The organism is Streptomyces sp. NPDC048338, assembly GCF_043201055.1.
Taxonomy (GTDB): domain Bacteria; phylum Actinomycetota; class Actinomycetes; order Streptomycetales; family Streptomycetaceae; genus Streptomyces.
Genome location: NZ_JBICYQ010000002.1, coordinates 510,750 through 532,209, shown reverse-complemented (window position 1 = coordinate 532,209; position 21,460 = coordinate 510,750). Strand labels below are relative to the sequence as shown.

Genomic DNA, 21,460 nt, shown 5'->3' with positions numbered 1-21,460 from the left:
CCGGCTCAGTCGAGGGCGCCGTTGACGGTGGCCTTCGGAATGCCGATGCCGGGGACGTTGTACGTGGTGAGGATCTTCTCGTAGGAGCCGTCGTCCATGAGGGACTGCAGCGCGGCCTGGATGGCTTCCTTCAGACCGGGGCGGTCCTTGGAGACGCCGATGCCCATGGGCGAGGCGCTGTAGTCACCGACCGCGGGCCTGCCGGTCACGGTGGAGAAGGTCGCGCCGTTGTCGGCGGTGGCCGCGACGTAGCCGGCGGTGACCTCGTCGAGGTAGTCGGCGACCACCTTGCCGCTGCGGAGGGCGAGCTGGGCCTCGGAGTCCTTGGAGAAGGCCAGGATCTTGATGGGCGGAAGGTTCTCGGCCTTGCAGAGGGCCTGGCGCTCCTGGAGCAGCTTCTGGTGGTTGGTTCCCGTCTGGACGCCGACGGGCTTCCCGCAGACGTCGGTGACGACCTTGATGCCTTCGGGGTTGCCCTTCTTGACGAGCCAGCCCGGGCCGGCGTTGAGGTAGTCGACGAAGTCGACCGACGCCTGACGGGCCTTCTTGTCGGTCATGGCGGACATCACGGCGTCGAACTTTCCGGCCTGGACCGCGGGGAGGATGCCGTCGAACTTCTGTGCCTGGAACTCGAATCTGATGCCCAGGCGGGCGCCGATGGCCTGGCCGAGGTCGAAGTCGATGCCGGTGATCTGCTTGCTGGTCTCGTTCTCGTACATCTCGAACGGCGGGTAGGGCACATCGGTGGCCACCCGTACGACACCCGCGGAGCGGATGGCCTGGGGGACCTTGGCCTGCAGCGCGGGATCGGGCTTGACGGTCAGTCCGGGCTGCACCTCGACGGGGCCGGCCTGGGCGGGCTTGGCGTCGGCGGCCGGCGTCGTGCCGGAGGTGCCGCAGGCACTGAGCACAGCCGTGGCGGCGATCAGGAGCAGAGCGGGTGTGATGCGGCGGGCGGGCATGGCGGGCCTCCTGCGGGTGTGGGATCGGCGTTTCGGAAGAGCTGGATGCGGCGAGCGGTCGCCTCGCCGTGCGTCATGTGCCGGTGGGCTTCGTCGCCCAGGGCGATGAGCAGCCCGGCGACCACCGTCTCGATGACGGCGAGTGTCGGCACGAGGCTGTCGTAGGGCGAGGGCGTGTCCACGCGGCTGGGGAGCACGACGTCGGCGTGGGCGCTGGCGGGTGAGAGCCAGGTGTCGGTGAAGATGACGGTGCGTCCGCCGTGGTCGGCGACGAGCTGCGCGATGGCGAGCTTGTCGTCCTCGTAGCGGCGGTAGTCGAACAGGACGACCACGTCGCGTCGCCCCATTCCGGCGAGCGCGGCGGTGCGTTCGACGTCGCGGTCGGGCAGGAATCGGACGTCGTCGCGCAGCTGCATGAGGTGCAGCGCGAGGTAGTGCGCGAGGAGATGGGTGAAGCGGCCGCCGGCCAGGGTGATGCGGCGCCTGCGGTCGGCGAGCAGGTCGATGGCGGTGTTCAGGTCGTGCGGCGGGATCTCGGTCAGGGTCGTGGTGAGCGCGGAGCTCAGCAGCGTGCTGATGCGAGCCATCAGCCCGTCGGTGGAGTCGCCGGCGGTCGATCTGGCCGGGGTGTCGTAGAGGGTGAGCGGGGAGGCGTTGCGGGCGTCGAGTTCGCGGCGCAGGGCGGCCTGGAAGTCGGGGAACCCGCTGTAGCCGAGTCGTGCGACGAAGCGCAGGACCGTCGGAGCGCTGACGGCGGCCCGCAGGGCGAGGGTGGCGACGGTCTCGAAGCCCGCGGAGGGGTAGGCGGCGAGGAGAACGCGCGCGACTTTGCGTTCGGCGGGGCTCAGGGTGCCGAGCTTGAGGCGGATGTCGTCGGCCAGGGAGCCGGAGGCCATGGGCGGGGTCGTCCTTCCGGTGGGTTCCTCGGACCTCCTGGCCGGAGGGTGTGTCCGGTCGGCGGCGCCGACCGGACGACGGCGGGGCGGTAGCTATCGGGGGCTGATGCCGACCTCGAGGCCGATGAGCGTCCGCGCACTCGCGGAGGTGTCGGTCAGCGCCACGAAACCGTGGCCCTTGGTGAGGGTGACGGCGTACTGCGGCTGCGTCTCGTACGTGGTCGCCGTGACGCTTCTCTGCGTCCTGGTGGCGAGTGCGCGTGCGGTGGTGCGGAAGGAGTACGGGGTGCCGTCGGGGTTGGCGGCCGAGTAGAAGACGTCGGTGTTCGCGGGGACGGCCGTGGTGTCCTCGGCGGTGGCGGGCGTCTTGCCGGGGGCGGCGGAGACGCGCCAGGTGCGAGCGGTGTAGCGGTCGCCGTTCGTGAGGTAGTTGTAGCGGGCGCCGCGCAGGGACCAACCGGAGGCGTCGGTACGGGCGCGGGCGTGGCGCAGGTCGAGGACGGCGACACCGTTCGGGCCGAGCACACTGAGCTGCTCGCCCGTGGTGCCGGGGTTGTCGACGACCAGGGCGGTGTTCTCCTCCAGGGCGTAGACGCGGTCGTGGTGCGTGTCCGCGGCGAGGCGCAGCGCGCGTCCCTCCCTGCCGTAGGCGCCGGTGTGGGTGTCGATGAGGCCGGAGCGCAGGAAGCCGAATCCGCCCTCGGGGATGTATCCGAGGCGGGTGGGGTCCTCGAAGTAGCCGGGCGAGCTGCCGTCGCGGAGGCCTTCGTAGGACTCGCCTCCGCTGACCATGTCGCGGCCGGAGGCGATCTGCGCGCCGGCGGAGGAGCCGGAGACGACCGCGCCGTGGGCGAGCTTGCGGCGGATGGCCGCGAGGACCTTGGAGTCGGTGTGCCGGTCACCGTGCAGGAGGGTGGTGATGTACCGGTACTGGTCTCCCCCGCCGAAGAAGAAGCCGGTCATGGAGTCGATCTGGCGGACGACGGTGTCGGAGTCGGCGTTGGAGATGTGGTCGAGGTCGATCGGGACCCACTGGGCGTCGGCGGCGCCGTGCCTCTTGAAGAGGCCCGCGTAGTAGGCGCCGTTGCATTCCGAGTTGCTGCACAGCTCGGGGTCGCCGGCGTCGGGGTCCTGGCTGGCGGGGACGGAGGCCGCGGTGATGACGCCGATGCGGGCCTCGGCACCGCCGGCACGCCGGATGATCTCGCCGTAGACCTGGGTGTTGTCGTCCTTCAGGCCCCCGCCCACCAGCACGAGGGAGCCGTGGGCGGGGGTGCGGTGCGTGGGTGCGGCCTGGGCCGCGGGTGCCGCGGAGAGAACACCGAGTACCAGGGCGGTACTGCCGGCGATGATGGCGCGGCGTGCAGGGGTCTGGGCGCGCATGGTGCCTCCGTTGGTTCGGATCGGGGAAGGTCAGGGCCGGCTTCCGTGGGACCGGCCCTGACCGGGTCCGGCAGCGCGGAGCACGCACTGCCGGAGTTGGGGGGACTCCGCGACGCTTCTTTCCGCGTCCTACGGAGTGCCGGTGGTGCCGAGCGTGGCGACGAGGGCGGCCAGCAGGGCGACGCGCTCCGGCACGCTGGAGACGTCGAGCCACTCGTCGGCGGTGTGGTCCGCGCCGCCGACGGGTCCGAGCCCGTCCAGGGTCGGGACGCCCATCCCCGCGATGAGGTTGGCGTCACCGACGCCTCCCGTGGCCGCCGCTCCGATGCCGACGCCGAACCTGTCGGCGATCTGGCGGGCGGCATCGAACATGCGACGGGAGACGGCGGTGTCCTCCATCGGCGGGCACAGGTCGAGCTGCTCGACCGTGACGCTGGTGCCCGCCACGGCCGGGTGCGCGGCGGCCCGCCGGATGGCTTCGTCGACGCGCTGTACCGCGGCGGCGGTGGCGGCTCTGACCTCGATGCGGAGTTCGGCCTCGGCGCAGACGATGTTGGGGCGGGTCCCGGCGCGCACGACGCCGACGTTGACGGTGACGTCGTCCCAGTGCCCGTTGAGTGCCTGGAGTTCGACGATCAGGTGGGCGGCGGCGAGTGCGGCGTTGGCTCCGCGTTCCGGCTCGATCCCGGCGTGGGCGGCCTTGCCGGTGACGGTGAGGCGGAAGTCGGCGACGCCCTTGCGGGCCACGACCAGGTCGCCGTTCTCCCGCGCGCACTCGAGGCCGAGGCCGTAGTGCATGCCGGCGGCCGTCCGCTCGATGATCGGCCGGCTGGCCGGGGAGCCGATCTCCTCGTCCGGCGTGGCCAGGAGGACGAGTTCGTCGTAGCCGTCGACGCCTGCCGCGTCGAGGATCTCCAGGGCCGCGAGGCCGGCGAGGAGTCCGCCCTTGTCATCGCTGACACCCGGGCCGTGAGCGAGACCGCCATGTCGCCGGAAGGGCCGCTCGGCCGCCGTTCCGTCGTCGAAGACCGTGTCCATGTGCCCGGCGAGGAGGATCTTCCGTCCTCCGTCGACGGCGCCGAGGGAACCGATCTTCCGGCCGACGACGACGTCTCCCGCCGCGTGCGTCCCGGTGAACGGGCACGGGATGCGCTCCACGGTGAAGCCCAGCTTGCGCAGTCTGCGCTGTACCCAGTCCGCGACCTGGTTGACCCCGTCGGGGCTGTAGGACCCGGAGTCGATGGAGACGAGTTCGCGCAGATCGCTCAGGTACTGGTCCTGGTGGGCCCGGGCGAGCGCCAGCAGCTGCTCGGTGAGCGACTGCCGGCAGGCCTGCGCGGTCACAGCACCTTGGACAGGAACGCACGGGTACGCTCCTGCTCCGGCTCGACGAGCACCCGGCGCGGGTCACCGGCTTCGACGACGACGCCTTCGTCCATGAAGACCGCCGTGTCGCCGACCTCGCGGGCGAAGCCGATCTCGTGGGTGACGACGACCATGGTCATGCCGTCAGAGGCGAGCCCGCGCATCACGTCGAGGACGTCACCGACGAGTTCGGGGTCGAGCGCGGACGTCGGCTCGTCGAACAGCATCAGCTTGGGCTTCATGGCGAGGGCGCGGGCGATGGCGACGCGCTGCTGCTGGCCGCCGGACAGCTGCGCCGGGTAGTGACCGGCCCGGTCACCGAGTCCGACCTGGTCCAGGAGCTGGTGGGCGTGCTCCCGTGCGTCCGCCTTGGAGACGCCGGCGACCTTGACCGGCGCCTCGACGATGTTGTCCAGGGCCGTCATGTGCGGGAAGAGGTTGAACCGCTGGAAGACCATGCCGATGTCGCGTCGGCGTGCGGCCACCTCACGTTCGCGCAGTTCGTGCAGCTTGGTGCCGTGCTGACGGTAGCCGACGAGGTCGCCGTCGACGGTGAGCTTGCCGCCGTCGACCTTCTCGAGGTGGTTGATGCACCGCAGGAACGTCGACTTGCCGGAGCCGGAGGGGCCGAGGAGGCAGCAGACCTGTCCGCGCTCCACCGTGAGGTCGATTCCCTTGAGCACCTCCAGCTTGCCGAAGTGCTTGCGTACGCCCTCGGCGCGCACCATGGGCGCGTTCATCGGCGGGTCTCCTTGTTCTTCCTGGCGATCAGCCCGGTGGCTCCGCCGAGCATGCGCTGCAGGGGTGATGCCTGTGCGGCGCGGGCGGTGCCTCGTCCGTAGCGGCGTTCGAGCCACGCCTGGGGGACGCTGAGCAGGGTCACGAGCGCGAGGTACCAGAGGCTGGCGACGACGAGCATCGGGATGACCTGGTAGTTCTGGGCGTACACGTCCTGGATGTTCGACATCAGGTCGTGGGCGGAGATGACCGAGACGAGGGCGGTCATCTTGAGCATGTTGATGGTCTCGTTGCCCATCGGCGGGATGATGACGCGCATCGCCTGGGGCAGCACGATCCGCCGCATGGTGAGGGCGGGGCGCATGCCGAGGGAATGGGCCGCTTCGGCCTGTCCGGTGTCGACGGACTGGATGCCGGCGCGGACGATCTCCGAGGCGTAGGCGGCCTCGTTGAGTCCGAGGGCGAGAAGAGCCGCGATCGCGGGGGTCAGCAGGGCGTTCGTCTCGGCCTGGAAGAACGTGATGTCGGTGAAGGGGACGCCGATCTTCACGTACTTGTAGAGGGCGGCGGCGTAGCCCCAGAAGATGATCTGGACGAGGAGGGGCGTGCCGCGGAAGACCCAGACGAACGCGGTGGCGAGGCCGTACAGCACCGGGCTGGAGGACAGGCGCATGACGGCGATCAGCGTGCCCAGTCCCAGACCGAGGGCCATGGCGGCGGCGGTGAGCCAGAGGGTGGTGCCCAGGCCGTCGAAGATCAGGTCGGCGAAGAGGTAGCGGCCGACGACGTCCCAGTGCAGGTTGTCGTTCTTGGCCAGGGAGCCGATCAGGCCGACGAGGGCCAGGACGGAGACGGCTGCGGCGATCCAGCGGCCGTAGTTGCGGACGGGGACCACTTCGAAGTCGTCCCCGGTGGGCCTGGTCACGGCGGTGTCGCTGTGCGAGGGCTTGGTGTCGATCATTTCTAGTCCACCGCCGCGTTCTTGGTGGCCTTCTGCACGGCGATCGAGGCGACGCCGTACTTGCTGTAGATGGCGTTCACGGTGCCGTCGTCGATGAGGGACTGCAGGGCCTTCTGGATCGCGTCGGCGAGACCGGGCACCTGCTTGCCGACCGCGATGCCGTTGGGCGAGGCGTTGTATCCGCCGGGCGCCGCGGGGTCCTCCACGAGGTCGAAGGCCTTGCCCTGGTCGGCGGTCTTCGCGACCCAGCCGGCGGCCGGCTTGGTAAGGACCTGGGCGACGACCTTCCCGGACCGCAGGGCGAGCTGGGCGTCGGAGTCCTTGGGGAAGGTCTGGATCTCGATCTTGCCCTTGCCGGCCTTGGCGCAGTCCGCCTGGTGCTTCTTGAGGAGGTCGAGCTGGTTGGTCGCGGCCTGGACGGCGACCTTCTGACCGCACAGGCTGTCGAGGTCGCTGATCTTGGCGGGATTGCCTTCCGCGACGAGGACGCCCGAGCCGGACTGGGAGTAGTCGACGAAGTCGACGACCTGCTGGCGTTCCTTGTTGTCGGTGATGGCCGACATCGCGGCGTCGAACTTGCCCGCCTGGATGGCCGGGACGATGCCGTCGAACTTCTGCGGGGTGAAGGCGAAGGTCACGCCGAGCTTCCCGCCGATCGCCTGGCCCAGGTCGTAGTCCAGTCCGGTCAGGGCGCTCTCGCCCTCCTTCACGAACATCTCGAAGGGCGGGTAGGGGACGTCGGTGGCGACGCGGACCTTGCCCGCCTTTCTGATCTGCTCCGGCAGAAGGTCGTGCAGGGCCTGGTCCTTCTTGATCTGCACACCAGCGACGGACGTCGCGCCGCCGGCGGCGGGGGCCGGGTCGGAGTCGCCGCAGGCGGCCAGTGTCGCAAGTGCCGAAACCGCCAGGGCAACGGCGAGGGGGCGAGTCAAACGAACTGTCATCGGATCTGGCCTCTCGGTGATCTGCCGACGGATTCAAGCCGTCGAGCACGCACCACGGAAGTTACAGAACAACAGGCAGCTTGCCTAGATGTATCTCACGTTACGTTCACGTAACGCGCCAGAGGCAGTCGATCCAGCCTCGCCAAGTACACGCTTTAACGGGCAAAACGCCGTGACATGGCTGTCGTTTCGGAAGATCGGCGCCTTACATCTTCCGCTCGTCATGGCCTGCTTGTATGTTCCGCTACCAACCTCGGTCGCCGCGGGATGGCCAGAAGTCCGGCCCACTCCCCTCGCGCCCGCCGCCCCCTCCCTTTTCCAGGAGCACCCCTATGGCTTCACGAGCCGCCTCCCGCACAGCCTTCGCCACGGTCGCGCTGCTGACCGCGGCCATGACCCTCACCGCCCAACAGCAGTCGGAGGCGGCCGCCAACCGCGTCCGGCTCGGGTCGGCCACCGACGTCAGCCGCACGACCTGGAACGGGCCCGCCTTCACGATGAACGGCGCCGGCGCGATCGTGCCCGCCTCGATGACCCGAGCCATCGACGAGATCCGCGGCGGCACGGGCAGCATGGACGTGGTCGTGCTGTCCGGCTCGGCCCCCACGTCGGGCAGCCAGACACCCGAGTGCGACACCGTCATGGGCCTCACCGGCGTCAACTCCTGCACCACCTGGACCCTGACGGCCGCCTCGGACGGCAACAACAGCCAGGTCAACACCGACGTGCGCAACGCCGAGTTCGTGTACTTCGCCGGAGGCGACCAGTGTCGGTACGCGGCATGGAAGGGCACCGCACTGGAAGCCTCCGTCGAGTCCGTCGTGGCCAAGGGCGGCGGTTCGGGCGGCGGCAGCGCCGGCCACCACATCAACAGCCCCGTCGTCTACGACGCCTGCAACGGCAGCGTCACCAGCGCCGAGGCGCTCGCCAACCCCTACGACCGCTACATCAGCTTCACCACCGGCATGCTCCAGTGGGCGAACTACGGAGGCGTCATCAACGACTCCCACTTCGTCACCCGCGACCGCATGGGCCGCAGCATGGCCTTCGTCGCCCGCGCCCTCAAGGACGGGCTCACCACGGGCGGCGCCGCCTGGGCCGTCGGTGTCGAGGAGGGCGGCGGCTCGCTGTTCATCGACCGCAACGGCATGGCCACCGAGTACGGCAAGGACGCATATGTGATCCTCGGCGACCACCAGCCCGAACAGGCCGTCGACCGCAAGCCGCTCACCTACTCGGGCTACAAGATCTGGCGCCTGACCCCCGGCTCGACCTTCGACTTCAAGAACCGTCCCACCTGCGGCTACTACCTGCGCAGCGTCACCAACGGCGTGGCCGACGCCAACCTCTACAGCGGCACACCCGTCACGAACTGCGGGGCCGCCGGCAGCGGCAGCCTCGCCGAGGCCGAGCCCAACGACACCCGCGACACCGCCAACGACGCCACGGGCCTGTCCTCCCCCGCCACGCTCACGGGCGGCATGAAGTCGTCCAGCGACCGGGACTACTTCAAGGTCACGCTTTCCTCCGGACAGACCGCCACCGTGAACTGCGCCGTTCCGACCGCCTACGACGCGGACCTGTACTGGCTGGACAGCGCCGGCAGCACCCTGACCCGCTCGGTCAACAACGGTGCGGGAGCGGACGAGTCGGTGAGCTTCACCCGCACCGCGACGGGAACCGGCACCTACTACGCCGAGATGGAGGCGTACAGCGGATCCGGAACCGCGACCTACACCTGCACGCTCGCCAAGAGCTGACGGCCGGGCTCCACGAGCCCTGACCGGCAGACCCGCTCCGCTCAGGCGTGAAACGCCCGGCCGCCCCCGGTGTCCCGGGGGCGGCCGGCCGCGTCTCAGCGTGGTGGCCTCACCAGCCTGTGCAGGTCGAGCAGACCGTCCAGCTCCTCCGCCGACAGCAGCCCGTCCCGCAGCGCCAGCTCCCGCACCGGTACTCCGCCGGTCACACATCGGCGCGCCAGTTCGGACGCCTTGGGGTAGCCGATCACGGGGTTGAGTGCGGTCGCCAGCCCCGCCGACCGCTCGACGGCGAACCGCAGGTGACTCTCGTTCGCCTCGATCCCCTGGACGCAGTGCTCGGCGAGGATCCGGCACGCAGCACCCAGACGGCGTATCGCGGTGAGCAGGAGGTGGGCGACGAGTGGCTCGAAGGCGTTGAGCTGCAACTGCCCGGCCTGCGCCGCCATGGACACCGCCGCGTCCGCGCCGACGACGTCGAAGCACACCTGGTTGACCGCTTCCGGGATGACCGGGTTGACCTTGCCCGGCATGATGCTCGACCCGGCCTGCCGGGCCGGCAGACGGATCTCCCCCAGCCCTGCCGCGGGACCGGAGGCGAGCAGCCGCAGATCGTTGCAGATCTTCGACAGCCGCAACGCGAACCGGCGCAGCGCCGCCGACATCTGCAGGAAGGCACCCATACCCTGGGTGCTCTCGATCGGGTCACGCGCTTCCCGGACCGGGACCCCGGTGACCAGCGCGAGGTGCGCCACGACGGCGGCGGTGAATCCGGGATCCGCGTTGAGCCCGGTGCCGATGGCGGTGCCGCCCAGGTTCACCTCGCACGTCTCCGCCCTCGCCGCCTGCAGCACGGCGGCATCGTCCCGGACGGTCAGGGCGAAGACGTCGAACTCCTGCCCCAGCGTCATGGGAACGGCGTCCTGAAGCTGCGTCCTGCCCAGCTTGTAGGTCTTCGCGAAGGCGCCGCCCCGCTCGGTGAACGCCCGCGCCAGGTCCGTCATCGAGTCGAGCAGCACACCCGCGGCCGCACGCAGGGCAAGCTTGACGGCCGTCGGGTACACGTCGTTCGTGCTCTGCGCGCGATTGACGTCATCGTTGGGGTGCGCATGCCCATAGGCCCCGCGGGGGTGCCCGAGGATCTCCAACGCACGGTTGGCGATCACCTCGTTGGCGTTCATGTGGGTGGATGTACCTGCGCCGCCCTGGAGGACGTCGACCACGAACTGGTCGTGCAGCGCCCCGGCCCGGATCTCCCGGCACGCCGTCACGATGGCGTCCGCACGGTCCGGCGGAAGCGTGGCGAGGTCGCGGTGCGCGAGCGCCGCGGCCTCCTTGACGCTCGCCAGTGCCACGACGAGCTCCGGGTGAGCGGACAACGGGACGCCGGAGAGCGGAAAGTTCTCCACGGCACGCAGCGTATGGATGCCGTAGTAGGCGTCGGCCGGCACATCTCGCTCACCCAGCAGGTCCCGCTCACGCCTGACAGCGGCCATCGGCCCTCTCCTCCACACGCCTGCTACACATCTCGACACCAGCAGTATGGTGCGTTACTCATTGCCAGAGCAAGAGGCAATTTGAAACATGCGTTACGGAACGAGCGGGGGAAGAACGGGAGGCGGGCGCGGTGTGCCTTCGCTCGCGGGCGAGGGCGCGAGTCCGCCGGGACTCCTCCCGCTCTCGACGTTCAGTCGTACTCGCGCACGACGACCACGTCGCCGCCTCCCAGCCGGCATTTCCCCTCGTAGCTGCGGCCGCTGACCAGGTCGGTACCCCGCACCGGCACGGTGACCGACTCGTCCAGATGGTTGATCAGGAACAGGAAGCTGCCACCGTCCGCGCGACGCCGTACGGCTTCCACGCCCACCGGTACGTCCGCCGCGGGCTGGACGCCCGCCTTCCGGCAGAGCGCCGCCACGGTCCGGCGCAGCACGGCGGGTTCCGGGTGGGTGGCGATGTACTCGGCGGTGCCCCCGGCGACACGGTTCACGGTGACGGCGGGTTCGCCGGCCGCCGGTCCGCCGGAGGCCCCCGCGGCGAAGCGGAGTGTCGCCGTCGCGTCGTGCAGGACCAGGCGCTCGGCCCAGGTGTGTGCCGTCGAGCCGTCGGACAGGGCGACGCGGTCCGTGGAGCGCACCGGCAGGTACTCGTCGACGGTGAGGCCGAGGAGGTCGCGGAAGGCTCCTGGTTGGGGTCCCGGCCTGACATGGTCGTTGACGTCCACGACACCGCTGAAGGCCCCGATGAGGAGGTGTCCCCCACCTCGCGCGTACGCGTGCAGGTTCGCGGCGTCGTCGTCGGTGACGAGGTAGAGACTCGGCACGAGTACCGCCCGGTAGGCGCTGAGGTCGGAGCCGGGCGGGACGATGTCGCAGGTGTGTCCGAGGGACCACAGTGCCTCGTACCAGGAGTGGACGAGGTCCAGGTAGCGCAGATGGGCGGAGGGGCGCGCGTCGAGCTCGAGTGCCCACCAGGCGTGCCAGTCGAACACGAGGGCGACTCGGGCGTCGACGGTGGATCCGCGGACGTCGGTCAGGGCGCGCAGGTGTCGGCCGAGCCGGGTGACCTCCCGCCAGGTGCTGCTCTGGGTCCCGTTGTGGGGAAGCATGGCGGAGTGCCATTTCTCGGCGCCGGCCTTGGCTTGCCTCCACTGGAAGAACATGACCGCGTCCGCGCCCCGGGCGATGTGGGCGAGGCTGTTGCGGCGCATCTCGCCGGGCCTCTTGGCCACGTTCACGGGCTGCCAGTTGACGGCGGAGGTGGAGTGCTCCATGAGCATCCAGGGGGCTCCCGCGGCCATGCCGCGGGCGAGGTCGGCGTTGAGCGCCAGACCGATGTGGGCGTGCGGGTCGGCCGCGGTGAGGTAGTGGTCGACGGAGACGACGTCGCACTGCTCGGCGAAGGCGAACCCGTCGATCTTCTTCTCCAGGGTGCCCATGAGGTTGGTGGTCAGGGGCGTCCTCGGGGAGTGCTCGCGGATGAGGGCGCTCTCGGCCCGGTGGCGTCGCAGCAGGGCGTCGGAGGAGAAGCGCCGGTAGTCGAGGTCCTGGGTGGGGTTGATGAACGCGGGTGTGTCGCGGGGCGGTTGGATCTCCTGCCAGTCGCCGTAGCGCTGGCTCCAGAAGTCGGTGCCCCACGCGGTGTTCAGCTCGTCGAGGGTCTCGTAGCGCTCCCGCAGCCAGAGGCGGAACGCGGCGGCGCTGACGTCGCAGTAGCAGAGGGCGTTGTGGTTGCCCCATTCGTTGTGGACGTGCCACAGGACCACGGCCGGGTGGTCGGCGTACCGCTCGGCGAGTCGGCGCACGATGCCGTCGGCGGCGCGCGCGTAGTCGGGGTTGCTGGGGCAGAACACCTGGCGGGAGCCGGGTACCTGGCGGGTGCCTGTGCGGGTGACGGGGAGGGATTCCGGGTGGGCGTGGCTGAACCAGGGCGGGGGCGCCGCCGTGGGGGTGGCGAGGTCGACGGCGACGCCGTGGGCGTGCAGCAGGTCCAGCACGTCGTCGAGCCAGGCGAAGTCGTGGTCGCCGGGGCGGGGTTCCAGGCGGGACCAGGAGAAGACGCCCACGGTGACGAGGTTGACTCCGGCCTCCCGCATGAGGCGGGCGTCCTCGGTCCACACCTCCCGCGGCCACTGCTCGGGGTTGTAGTCGCCCCCGTACGCGATGCCGCCGAGCCGGTCGGTGACGGTCTTCAGGGCGTCGCGGTGCCGGACGAAGCGGTCGTCGGTGCGGCGGGTCATTTGACTGCTCCTGCGGCAAGACCCGCGCGCCAGTGGCGCTGCAGGGTGAGGAAGGTGAGGACGATCGGGAGCACCGAGACGAGGGACCCGGTGATGGCGAGGGTCTGCAGCTCCGGGAGGCGGCTGATCTGCGACTGCCAGGTGAACAGGCCCAGGGTGACGGGGTAGAGCCGTTCGTCCTGGAGCATGACCAGCGGAAGGAGGAAGTTGTTCCAGATCACGACGAACTGGAACAGGAAGATCGTCACCAGGGCGGGGGCCATCATGGGCAGGGCGATCGTGCAGAAGATCCGTGCTTCTCCGGCGCCGTCCAGGCGGGCCGCCTCGACGACCTCGCCGGGTATGGAGGCGGTCGCGAAGATGCGGGAGAGGTAGACGCCGAACGGGCTGACCATGCTGGGCAGGAAGACCGACCAGAACGTGTTGGTCGCGTCGACCTGGGCGAAGAGCAGGAAGAGGGGCAGGGCCAGGGCCGTGGCGGGCACGAGGACGCCGCCGAGGACGAGGGAGAAGAGCGCTTCGCGTCCGCGGAAGCGGTAGATGGCCAGGGCGTAGCCGGCCATCGCGGACAGCAGGGTCCCGACGGCTGCGCCGGCGCCCGCGTAGCCGAGGCTGTTGAGGAGCCAGCGGCCGAACACGCCGTCCTGGTGGGTGAAGAGCGCGGTGAGGTTGTCGCCGAGGTGCCAGTCGGCGGGGAGCAGGCCGGGGGTGCCGACGAGATCGCTCTGCGATTTCGTGGCGGCGGTCAGCAGCCAGTACACCGGCAGCAGCATGTAGCAGGCGACCAGGGTCAGGAAGAGCATGGCCGCGGCCGTGGACCAGCCCTCGGCGCGGGCACGTGGACGCGTCCGGAGCGGTGTGGCGTGGGCTCCCGCGGTGCGGGTCAGGACGCTCATGTGTTCTTCCGTCGGGTGAAGGTGAGGAAGCCGAAGGACAGCAGGAAGGTCGCGCCGGCCAGCAGGACCGACATGGCCGCGGCTTCGGCGTAGTTGTCGGCCGCGGCCGCCGAGTAGGCGGCGAGGTTCGGCGTGTAGGTGCTGGTCACGCTGGTGGAGATGGCCCGCAGCACCTGCGGTTCGGTGAACAGCTGAAGGGTGCCGATGATGGAGAACACCCCGGTCAGGACCAGGGCGGGCCGGATGATCGGGATCTTGATCCGCAGCGCGGTGGTCAGGGCGCCCGCGCCGTCGGCGCGGGCGGCGTCCAGGACGTCGGCGGGGACCGTCTGCAGGGCGGCGTAGATGATCAGCATGTTGTAGCCGGTGTAGGTCCAGGTGACGATGTTACCGATGGACCAGAGGATGGCTCCGGGCCCCAGCGGGTCGAGATCGGACCCGGCGCTGCGGAGCAGGTCGACGACCGGGGAGAGTCGGGGGTCGTAGAGGAAGGCCCACATCAGCGCCGCCACGACACCGGGGATCCCGTAGGGGACGAAGAAGACGACGCGGAAGAACCTCTTGAGCCGGGTGACGGCGGAGTCCAGCAGGAGGGCGAGGGTGAGCGCGAGCAGGAGCATCACGGGGATCTGGACGAGGCCGAACGCGAGGACGCGCAGGATGCCGGTGGTGAACGAGGTGTCCTGGAGTACCACGGCGTACTGCTCGAGACCGGCGAAGACGGTGCGGGTGCGGCCGAAGGTGCCGCCGGTGCGTTCGGTCCGGTGCAGGCTCTGCCAGAAGGCGTAGCCGACGGGGATCAGCGTGAACAGGACGAACGGGACGAAGAAGGGGGCGAGGAAGCCCAGGGGGGCGAGGGTGCGGCGGCGTGCGTGCGTACCGCTCACGGGGGTCGTCGGAGCGCGCCGGCCGGCGGCCACCTCTGCTGTCATGTCAGGTGACCTTTCATGGTCGGGCGGGTGACCGCCGCGGGCGTCACGGGGCCTGCGGCGGTCCGGGTGGGTGCGGGGTGCACGGCAGCTCAGTCGGTGACGTCGAGGGACTGCTTGCGCAGCGATGCCACGCTCTTGGCGTCGGCCGTTGTGAGCGCGTCGCCGAGTGTGCCGTTGCCGGAGACGGCCGCCGAGGTTCCGTCGCTGAGGAACCGGTAGGTGTCGGTCATGGTGGGGCCCCAGGTGAAGTCGGTGTTCACGTTCCCCGAGGCCTCGGCGAACACGTCGAAGATCTTCTGCTTGCCGTAGAAGTCGACGGGCTGCTGCAGCGCCGGGAGCTTCAGTCCGGCCTTGGCCGCCGGATAGAGCCCGCCCTCCCGGTTGAGGATCTCCAGGGCCTGCGGATCCGAGTTCAGCCACAGGGCGAACTGCGAAGCCTCGTAGGGGTGTTCGGCATCGGCCGTGACGACGGTCGTCGATCCGCCCCAGTTGCCGGCGGCCTTGCCGCCCTTGTCCCACTGCGGCATCGGGGCCACGGCCCACTTGCCCGCGGTCGCGGCCGCGTTGTCACGGATGGTGCTGTACCCCCAGGCAGCGCTGATCCAGGTGACGACCTCCCCGTCGGTCCATGCCTTGTACAGCGCCGGCGAGAAGCCCTGCAGATCGGTCGCGACGAGCTTGTCGTCGATCAACCGCTGCCAGTACGCGGCCACCTTCCGGCTTTCGGGCCGGTCGACCGTCACCTTCCACGAGTCGCCCTGGCGGTCGAACATGCCGGCGCCGTTCTGCCACAGCAGTCCGGTGAACCAGTTCGGGTCGGTCTGGGAGAAGTGGGTGACGTAGCGGCCGGGGGCGTCGGCCTTGATCCTGCGCGCCGCCGCCTCGTACTCCGCCCACGTGGTGGGGGCGGCCAGGCCGAGCTTGTCGAAGACGTCCTTGCGGTAGAACAGGGCCATGGGGCCGGTGTCCTGGGGTACGGCCCAGACACCGTCCTCGCCGTCGGCTCCGAAGGTCGCCTGGGACCACGTCCAGTCCACGAAGGTGCTCTTCGCCGCCGTCACGCCCTCGCACCGCGCGATGTCCCGCAGGCCCTCCTTGAGACGGAAGCTGGCCAGCGAGTCGTACTCGACCTGGGCGAGATCGGGAGCCTTCTTCGCCTTCAGGGCGTTCGAAAGGTTCTGGTACGTCCCGGCGTTGCCGGCCGGCGTGGTCTTCACCTTCACCTGGACACGCGGGTTCTTCGCGTTCCACGCGGCCACGGCCTTCTCCATGCCGGGCACCCACGACCAGTACTCCAGCGTCACCGGCTCCTTGCTCGGCTCGCAGGCGGACGCCTTCGCGCCGCCGCCGGCGGAGGAGTCGTCACCACCGCAGCCCGTCAGCCCGACGAGCGCCAGCGCCAGCGCCGGAGCCACCAGTCGCCCGCGCCGCCCACGTCCCCTGTGCATCGCCATGTTCTCGCTCCTCGTCGTTCCCACCCGCCCCCTCGGAGCGATGGCGGCAACCTTCGGGACCGCGATCCACGACCGTCAACAGGCCCGCCGTCGTCGTTACCAGTTCGACACCCCGCCGTGATGGACGGACCTCGCCCTGGAGGGCCATTTACCGTCTCTGAACTGCGATTTGTCGATCCGTCAAAAGTAACGACGCACGACCACTCCCGCTGACGTAATCGATTACGTTACTGTGCGGTCCGCTCGCCTCGACCGACGTCAACCGTCTTGGAGGATCGATGTCACGTGCCGTCGTGCACGCCACCCGAAGCGGACCGCGTCAGACCGACGCGCGCCTGATGTACCGAGCACCGATCGCGACGGTGCTGCGCTCGGAACGCCCCTCCAGGCGCTCGGCCAGCAGCCTGGCGCAGGCACGGCCGACCTCCTCGGCCGGGTACCGGATGGTGCTCAGCCGTGGACGGACGATCGACGCGAACTCGATGTCGTCATGCCCGACCAGGGCCACGTCCTGGGGCACGCGGAGGCCGAGCTGCTCCGCCCGCTCCAACGCCCCGACCGCGGCCACGTCGTTGGCGCACAGCACTGCCTCCGGCGGATGCCGGTGCCGCATGAGGAGGCCGAAGCCCTCGGCCCCCGCGTCGCGGGTGTGCTCGCCGTGGACCACGAGCGCGTCCGGCAGCCTCAGGCCGAACGCCGGCGCCTGTGCGCGGATGCGCTCCAGCCGCGGATCGCCGCCGGCCGCGTCACGCGGTCCGGCGATGACGCCGATCCGCCGACGACCCGTGTCGGCGACGTGCTCCAGCGCCGCGCGGACCGCCCCGTCCGCCGCAGGAGTCACCAGGTCGTGGTCGCCGAACGGGAGGTCGGCGCTGACCACGACCGGGATGGAGGCGGACGCGAGGACGTCGAAGTCGCCGGGCGCGAGACGGAACGGCGTGATGACGACACCGGCCAGCCGCTGCCGCACCGCTTCGTCGAGAAACGCCCGCTCGTCGGCGAGCCTCGCACCCGTGTTGCAGATGGCCACGTGGAATCCCCCGGGCCGCAACGCCTCCTGCAGACCGTGCGCCAGCTGCGCGTAGAAGGGATTGGCGATGTCGGGGACCACGAGCGCGATCAAGGTGGACCGGCCCGTCCGCAGGCTGCGCGCCACGGTGTTGAGCCGGAATCCGAGCTCCTCGATCGCGGCCTCGACCGCCCTGCGCGTCTCCGCGGACACCGGCCGCTTCCCGCTGAGCACATAGGAGACCGTCGCCGAGGAAACCCCCGCGGCCCTGGCCACATCGCTCATGGTGACCGCTCTGGCGATGGCAAACCCTCCTGTGATCAGCCGACAGGCTCCGTACGGCGATGGCTCCCGCCCCCTCGCGCGCGGCAGGAGCGGCTCCACCAGCAGTGACCTTACCCGCGGCTCGGCGGACGGGCTCCCGCACCCCGACCGCTCCCCCAGGAGCCGACGACTTCCGGGACGGACGGACCGCCCCGGACCACCCCCACCTCCATGGAGGCTTCACATGCGAAGAATCCGCACGTTCTCCGCATCACTCACCCTGATGGGCACGCTCGGCGCCCTGCTGGTCGGTACCGGCACCGCCCAGGCCGCGGGCGAACGCTACGTCGCGCTCGGGGACTCCTACTCCTCCGGTGTCGGTGCCGGCTCCTACCTCTCCGACAGCGGCAGCTGCAAGCGCAGCTCCAAGTCCTACCCCGCTCTGTGGAGCGCGTCGAACGCCCCCGCCTCGTTCAGCTTCGTCGCCTGCTCCGGCGCCACCAGCACGACCGTCCGCAACACCCAGCTCGGCAGCCTGACCGGCTCGACCACCCTCGTCAGCGTCAGCGCGGGCGGCAACGACATCGGCTTCGCCGACATCATGACCGTGTGCGTCCTGCAGTCCGACCAGGCCTGCATCAACGCCGTGAACACCGGCACGGCCAAGGCGCGCAACGAGCTTCCCGGTCAGCTGGACCAGCTCTACTCCGGCATCCGCACCCGCTCACCCGGGGCCCGGGTCATGGTGCTCGGCTATCCCAGGTTCTACAAGCTCGGCAGCTGCATCGTCGGCATCGGCGACACCAAGCGCAAGGCCCTCGACGACGCCGCCGACACCCTGAACTCGGTCATCAGCGGACGCGCGGCCGCGGCCGGGTTCCGGTTCATCGACGTACGCGGCCCCTTCACGGGCCACGAGATCTGCTCCGGCGACGCATGGATCCACAGCACCCGCATCCCCGTCGACGAGAGCTACCACCCCAACACCAAGGGGCAGCAGTACGGATACCTGCCTTCCTTCGACGCCATCGCCTGACCCGCATCCCCTCGGGCGGCCGGTGCCCGCAGCACCGGCCGCCCGAGGGGACCGACGGCCGGCCCCCGGGACGGCCCCGACGCCACCGAGGAGACGGGCGTGCCCCTGGCCCGATACGACCCCGCCACCGGCCTGCTGCTCCTGACCGCCGCGGACTCCAGCTACGCCGTACGCCTCGACCCGCTCAGCGGCGGCTTCCGCCTCGTGCACTGGGGGCCGGCGCTCACCTTCGACGAAGCCCTCGCCGCTCCCCTCCCCATCGGCCCCCAGGACAGCTTCGCCGGTCCCTGGGACGGCACGGAGGAACTCGCCGTCGAAGCCGGCCCACGCTACGGACCACCCGGCCTCGCCGTGCGGTTCGCCGACGGCGACCACCTGCTCGCCCCCGTCCTGGAGGACTGCTCGACCCGCTGCGACGTCGGCAGCTCCCGGGCCGTGATCCGCATGCGCGACAGCATCAGGCCCCTGGCCTGGGAGCTGCACTACACCGTCAGGGAACACAGCCCCGTCATCGAGCGGCGGACCCTGTTCCAGCACACCGGTACCGCGGCGGACGGCCCGATCACCCTCGGCCGATGGGCCTCCGCCCAGTGGACGCTGCCGCATCGCGACACGTACCGGGTGAGCTCCGTGCACGGCGGATGGAGCCGCGAGAGCCAGCTGCGGCGCGGGGAGCTGCCCATCGGCGAGTTCACCCTCACCAGCCGCCGCGGTCACACGGGACACGACGCGGGGCCCTGGATGATGCTGGACGACACGAGCACCGGCGAAGAACACGGCGAGACCTGGACCGTCCAGATCGCCACCAGCGGCACCTGGCGCATGACCGCCCTGCACACCACGACCGGCCGGTGCTCCGTCACCGCCGCCGCCGGGCACGAAGGGGTCGAACGGGTCCTGCACCCCGGCCGGAGCTTCCTGACACCGACCAGCACCGGCTGCTGGAGCGAGGGAGGCTTCGGCGCGGCGTCCCGCGCCCAGCACCGCTGGGTCCGCGACCACGTCCTCCCCCACCCGGGGGAGACCAGGCCCGTGCTCTACAACTCCTGGGAGGCCACCGGCTTCGACGTCACCGAAGCCCATCAGAAGGAGCTCGCCACCCGAGCAGCCGCCCTCGGCGTCGAACTGTTCGTGGTGGACGACGGCTGGTTCGGCACCCGCGACGACGACCGCAGCGGCCTGGGCGAGTGGACCCCTCATCCCGGCAGGTTCCCCCGCGGCCTCACTCCCCTGGCCGACCACGTGCACGCCCTGGGAATGCGGTTCGGTCTGTGGGTCGAACCCGAGATGTTCAGCCCGCAGGGTCTCCTGGCCACCACCCACCCCGGCTGGAGCGCGCACGCCGCCGATCGTCCGCCGACCCTGCGCCGGAACCAGCTCACGCTGGACTTCTCGCTCCCCGAGGTCGTCGAGTGGGCCACCGAGACGCTCTCGCGCATCGTCCGCGAGCACCGGGTCGACTTCCTGAAGTGGGATTTCAACCGCTCCTTCACCGAGAGCGGCAGCACCCCCGCGGGGGCACGATCCCGGCCGGCGGCCCACGCCGACGGCTTCCACCGGGTGCTCGACCGGCTGCGCGACGGATTCCCCGCCCTGCGCATCGAATCGTGTGCCGGAGGGGGCGGCCGCGTCGACGCGGCCGTGCTGCGCCACGCGGACCAGGTCTGGCCCTCGGACAACACCGACCCCTGCGACCGGCTCGCCATCCAGGACGGCTTCAGCCAGATCTGGCCGGCCCGCATCATGTCGTCGTGGGTGACCGACAGCCCCAACCCGCTGACCGGACGCCGAACCCCCCTGCGTTTCCGGTTCCACGTGGCGATGGCCGGAGCCCTCGGCATCGGGGCCGACCTCACCCGCTGGACTCCGGAGGAGTCGGCCCAGGCGGCCGAACTGGTGCGCACCTACAAGGAGGTGCGGCACCTGGTCCAGCACGGAGACCTCTACCGTCTGCGGAAGCCCGCGGTCGGTCGCGCGGGCGCCGTCGCCTTCGTCCGACCCGACGGCCGCGAGGCCCTCATCCTCGCCTGGAACCCCCACCACGCCTTCGGCCCCGAGCAGGCCCCCCTCCGGGTGCCCGGACTTGAACCGGACGCCCGGTTCACCGCGGAAGGCAACCGGGAAAGCCGCACAGGCGCGTACCTGGCGGCCTGCGGGCTTCCCCTCACCCTGCCGTCCGAGCCCTACGCGAGCACACTCGTGCGGCTGCGCGCCGACCGGGCCTGAAGCGGCGCCGTTCGCGTCTACGAGGAGGCCACCTTCCGGATGTAGGAGGTGAGGAAGTGCCTCCCGTAGAGGATCGAGTCGCTCTCCCGCGCGGGCAGGGGCTTGCCGTTGACTTCCATCGCCGGCGTGCCGGAGACCGCGGAACTCTCGAGAGCCTGCTCGGACGCGTCGACGAACGCCTTGTACCGCATCGTCCTGACAGCCGTGGCGAAACGCTCGCTCTCCCACCCCAGGGCCGCGGAAGCCCGGTCCACAAGGAAGGAGTCGGTGAAGCCGTCGACCGACTCCCGGGGCTGCAGGGCGTAGAGGGCTCGGTGGTATTCGACGAACCTGCCCTCCTCCAGCACGGCACGCAGGGCGTTCACGGCCTTCTTCGAGCCCTCGCCACCGAGCCGGTCGTCGAGGAAGGACCCGAGGACGTAGTGGACCTGTACCGACCCCCTCTGCACCAGCGTGCGCAACTCGGGTCCCCCGCCGGTGGTCTCGAACTCCGCGCAGTACGGGCAGCGGGGATCCTCGTACAGCCGGACCGTGACATCCGCGGCCGTGTTCCCGACCACGATGGTCACGCCGTCCTCGTCCAGCGACTGCGGTACGTCCTGGAGGCTGCCGTACCCCGCCCGCTCCCTGCAGGCGCCCACGGACAGTCCGACGACCCCCGCCACCACGAGACCCGCGAATCTTCGTCTGACCAGCACGTACGACCCCCTGATGATGTTGACCGGGAGAGTACCCAACGCGCGTCGTGACGCCTGCCGCGAAGGCACGCGGAGGCGGAACACCGAGCGAGCCTGAGGCAGCCCGGTGGTGATACCTGCTCAGTACGAGCAGCGGGCCGGATCCACACGCCCTTCCGGCGGGGTTCGAGTCGGTCGGCAGGGCAGCCGATCAGCCTGCC

Annotated in this window: 17 protein-coding genes; 3 read left to right on the top strand and 14 right to left on the bottom strand. The window is 70.4% G+C overall.

The genetic code is table 11. From position 1 onward, the window contains the following. Positions 1–5: 5 nt before the first annotated feature. From ACGFZF_RS06990 to ACGFZF_RS06960, 7 genes are all read right to left on the bottom strand, one after another. On the bottom strand, positions 6–962 hold the full coding sequence (locus tag ACGFZF_RS06990; RefSeq protein WP_393551591.1) for an ABC transporter substrate-binding protein: 957 nt from the start codon (positions 960–962) through the stop codon (positions 6–8). Next, the gene (locus ACGFZF_RS06985) at positions 926–1,858 is read right to left on the bottom strand and encodes a MurR/RpiR family transcriptional regulator (protein WP_393551589.1); all 933 of its coding nucleotides are present in this window, start codon (positions 1,856–1,858) and stop codon (positions 926–928) included. The genes ACGFZF_RS06990 and ACGFZF_RS06985 overlap by 37 nt, the downstream gene beginning before the upstream one ends. Before the next feature lie 93 nt (positions 1,859–1,951). Further along, positions 1,952–3,241, bottom strand: coding sequence for a cyanophycinase (locus tag ACGFZF_RS06980; RefSeq protein ID WP_393551587.1), 1,290 nt, complete (start codon positions 3,239–3,241; stop codon positions 1,952–1,954). 129 nt (positions 3,242–3,370) lie between these two features. Continuing rightward, the gene (locus tag ACGFZF_RS06975; RefSeq protein ID WP_393551585.1) at positions 3,371–4,585 is read right to left on the bottom strand and encodes a M20 family metallopeptidase; all 1,215 of its coding nucleotides are present in this window, start codon (positions 4,583–4,585) and stop codon (positions 3,371–3,373) included. Next, positions 4,582–5,334, bottom strand: a complete 753-nt coding sequence (locus ACGFZF_RS06970; RefSeq protein ID WP_393551812.1) for an amino acid ABC transporter ATP-binding protein — start codon at positions 5,332–5,334, stop codon at positions 4,582–4,584. The genes ACGFZF_RS06975 and ACGFZF_RS06970 overlap by 4 nt, the downstream gene beginning before the upstream one ends. An 8-nt stretch (positions 5,335–5,342) precedes the next feature. Next, entirely contained in the window at positions 5,343–6,305 is a 963-nt protein-coding gene (locus tag ACGFZF_RS06965; protein ID WP_393551583.1) for an amino acid ABC transporter permease, read from the bottom strand. 2 nt (positions 6,306–6,307) lie between these two features. After that, positions 6,308–7,126, bottom strand: coding sequence for an ABC transporter substrate-binding protein (locus tag ACGFZF_RS06960; RefSeq protein WP_393551580.1), 819 nt, complete (start codon positions 7,124–7,126; stop codon positions 6,308–6,310). A gap of 455 nt (positions 7,127–7,581) precedes the next feature. Between ACGFZF_RS06960 and ACGFZF_RS06955 the strand changes: the two genes are divergently transcribed. Next, positions 7,582–9,009, top strand: coding sequence for a pre-peptidase C-terminal domain-containing protein (locus ACGFZF_RS06955; protein ID WP_393551578.1), 1,428 nt, complete (start codon positions 7,582–7,584; stop codon positions 9,007–9,009). 95 nt (positions 9,010–9,104) lie between these two features. Here the strand turns inward: ACGFZF_RS06955 and ACGFZF_RS06950 are convergent, their stop codons facing one another. The 6 genes from ACGFZF_RS06950 to ACGFZF_RS06925 all read right to left on the bottom strand — a co-directional run bounded on the left by ACGFZF_RS06950 (position 9,105) and on the right by ACGFZF_RS06925 (position 17,321). Beyond that, a complete protein-coding gene (locus ACGFZF_RS06950) occupies positions 9,105–10,502 on the bottom strand; it encodes an aspartate ammonia-lyase (RefSeq protein WP_393551576.1) in 1,398 nt (465 codons plus the stop codon). 191 nt (positions 10,503–10,693) lie between these two features. Then, a complete protein-coding gene (locus ACGFZF_RS06945; protein ID WP_393551574.1) occupies positions 10,694–12,745 on the bottom strand; it encodes a beta-galactosidase in 2,052 nt (683 codons plus the stop codon). Further along, positions 12,742–13,641 carry a carbohydrate ABC transporter permease gene (locus ACGFZF_RS06940; RefSeq protein WP_393551572.1) on the bottom strand — a complete coding sequence of 300 codons (900 nt, stop codon included), beginning with the start codon at positions 13,639–13,641 and terminating at the stop codon, positions 12,742–12,744. Before ACGFZF_RS06940 ends, ACGFZF_RS06945 begins: the two co-directional genes overlap by 4 nt. Continuing rightward, complete coding sequence (locus ACGFZF_RS06935) at positions 13,638–14,573, bottom strand: carbohydrate ABC transporter permease (RefSeq protein WP_393551570.1); 936 nt, start codon at positions 14,571–14,573, stop codon at positions 13,638–13,640. The genes ACGFZF_RS06940 and ACGFZF_RS06935 overlap by 4 nt, the downstream gene beginning before the upstream one ends. Before the next feature lie 89 nt (positions 14,574–14,662). Beyond that, on the bottom strand, positions 14,663–16,027 hold the full coding sequence (locus ACGFZF_RS06930) for an ABC transporter substrate-binding protein (RefSeq protein ID WP_393551568.1): 1,365 nt from the start codon (positions 16,025–16,027) through the stop codon (positions 14,663–14,665). Between the two features lie 319 nt (positions 16,028–16,346). Beyond that, positions 16,347–17,321 (bottom strand): LacI family DNA-binding transcriptional regulator, encoded by a 975-nt coding sequence (locus tag ACGFZF_RS06925; protein WP_393551566.1) that lies wholly within the window; start codon positions 17,319–17,321, stop codon positions 16,347–16,349. A gap of 223 nt (positions 17,322–17,544) precedes the next feature. Between ACGFZF_RS06925 and ACGFZF_RS06920 the strand changes: the two genes are divergently transcribed. Beyond that, entirely contained in the window at positions 17,545–18,336 is a 792-nt protein-coding gene (locus tag ACGFZF_RS06920) for an SGNH/GDSL hydrolase family protein (RefSeq protein ID WP_393551564.1), read from the top strand. A 99-nt stretch (positions 18,337–18,435) separates the two neighbouring features. Next, on the top strand, positions 18,436–20,562 hold the full coding sequence (locus ACGFZF_RS06915) for an alpha-galactosidase (RefSeq protein WP_393551561.1): 2,127 nt from the start codon (positions 18,436–18,438) through the stop codon (positions 20,560–20,562). Positions 20,563–20,579: 17 nt separating this feature from the next. Here the strand turns inward: ACGFZF_RS06915 and ACGFZF_RS06910 are convergent, their stop codons facing one another. Continuing rightward, positions 20,580–21,260, bottom strand: a complete 681-nt coding sequence (locus ACGFZF_RS06910; protein ID WP_393551559.1) for a DsbA family protein — start codon at positions 21,258–21,260, stop codon at positions 20,580–20,582. Positions 21,261–21,460 lie beyond the last annotated feature (200 nt).

What these genes read in the sequence shown, in the direction of transcription:
- ACGFZF_RS06930 (WP_393551568.1), bottom strand. Translation starts at nt 16,027, where the DNA reads ATGGCGATGCACAGGGGACGTGGGCGGCGCGGGCGACTGGTGGCTCCG.
- ACGFZF_RS06985 (WP_393551589.1), bottom strand. Translation starts at nt 1,858, where the DNA reads ATGGCCTCCGGCTCCCTGGCCGACGACATCCGCCTCAAGCTCGGCACC.
- ACGFZF_RS06920 (WP_393551564.1), top strand. Translation starts at nt 17,545, where the DNA reads ATGCGAAGAATCCGCACGTTCTCCGCATCACTCACCCTGATGGGCACG.
- ACGFZF_RS06955 (WP_393551578.1), top strand. Translation starts at nt 7,582, where the DNA reads ATGGCTTCACGAGCCGCCTCCCGCACAGCCTTCGCCACGGTCGCGCTG.
- ACGFZF_RS06965 (WP_393551583.1), bottom strand. Translation starts at nt 6,305, where the DNA reads ATGATCGACACCAAGCCCTCGCACAGCGACACCGCCGTGACCAGGCCC.
- ACGFZF_RS06990 (WP_393551591.1), bottom strand. Translation starts at nt 962, where the DNA reads ATGCCCGCCCGCCGCATCACACCCGCTCTGCTCCTGATCGCCGCCACG.
- ACGFZF_RS06945 (WP_393551574.1), bottom strand. Translation starts at nt 12,745, where the DNA reads ATGACCCGCCGCACCGACGACCGCTTCGTCCGGCACCGCGACGCCCTG.
- ACGFZF_RS06970 (WP_393551812.1), bottom strand. Translation starts at nt 5,334, where the DNA reads ATGGTGCGCGCCGAGGGCGTACGCAAGCACTTCGGCAAGCTGGAGGTG.
- ACGFZF_RS06980 (WP_393551587.1), bottom strand. Translation starts at nt 3,241, where the DNA reads ATGCGCGCCCAGACCCCTGCACGCCGCGCCATCATCGCCGGCAGTACC.
- ACGFZF_RS06935 (WP_393551570.1), bottom strand. Translation starts at nt 14,573, where the DNA reads ATGACAGCAGAGGTGGCCGCCGGCCGGCGCGCTCCGACGACCCCCGTG.
- ACGFZF_RS06940 (WP_393551572.1), bottom strand. Translation starts at nt 13,641, where the DNA reads ATGAGCGTCCTGACCCGCACCGCGGGAGCCCACGCCACACCGCTCCGG.
- ACGFZF_RS06925 (WP_393551566.1), bottom strand. Translation starts at nt 17,321, where the DNA reads ATGAGCGATGTGGCCAGGGCCGCGGGGGTTTCCTCGGCGACGGTCTCC.
- ACGFZF_RS06950 (WP_393551576.1), bottom strand. Translation starts at nt 10,502, where the DNA reads ATGGCCGCTGTCAGGCGTGAGCGGGACCTGCTGGGTGAGCGAGATGTG.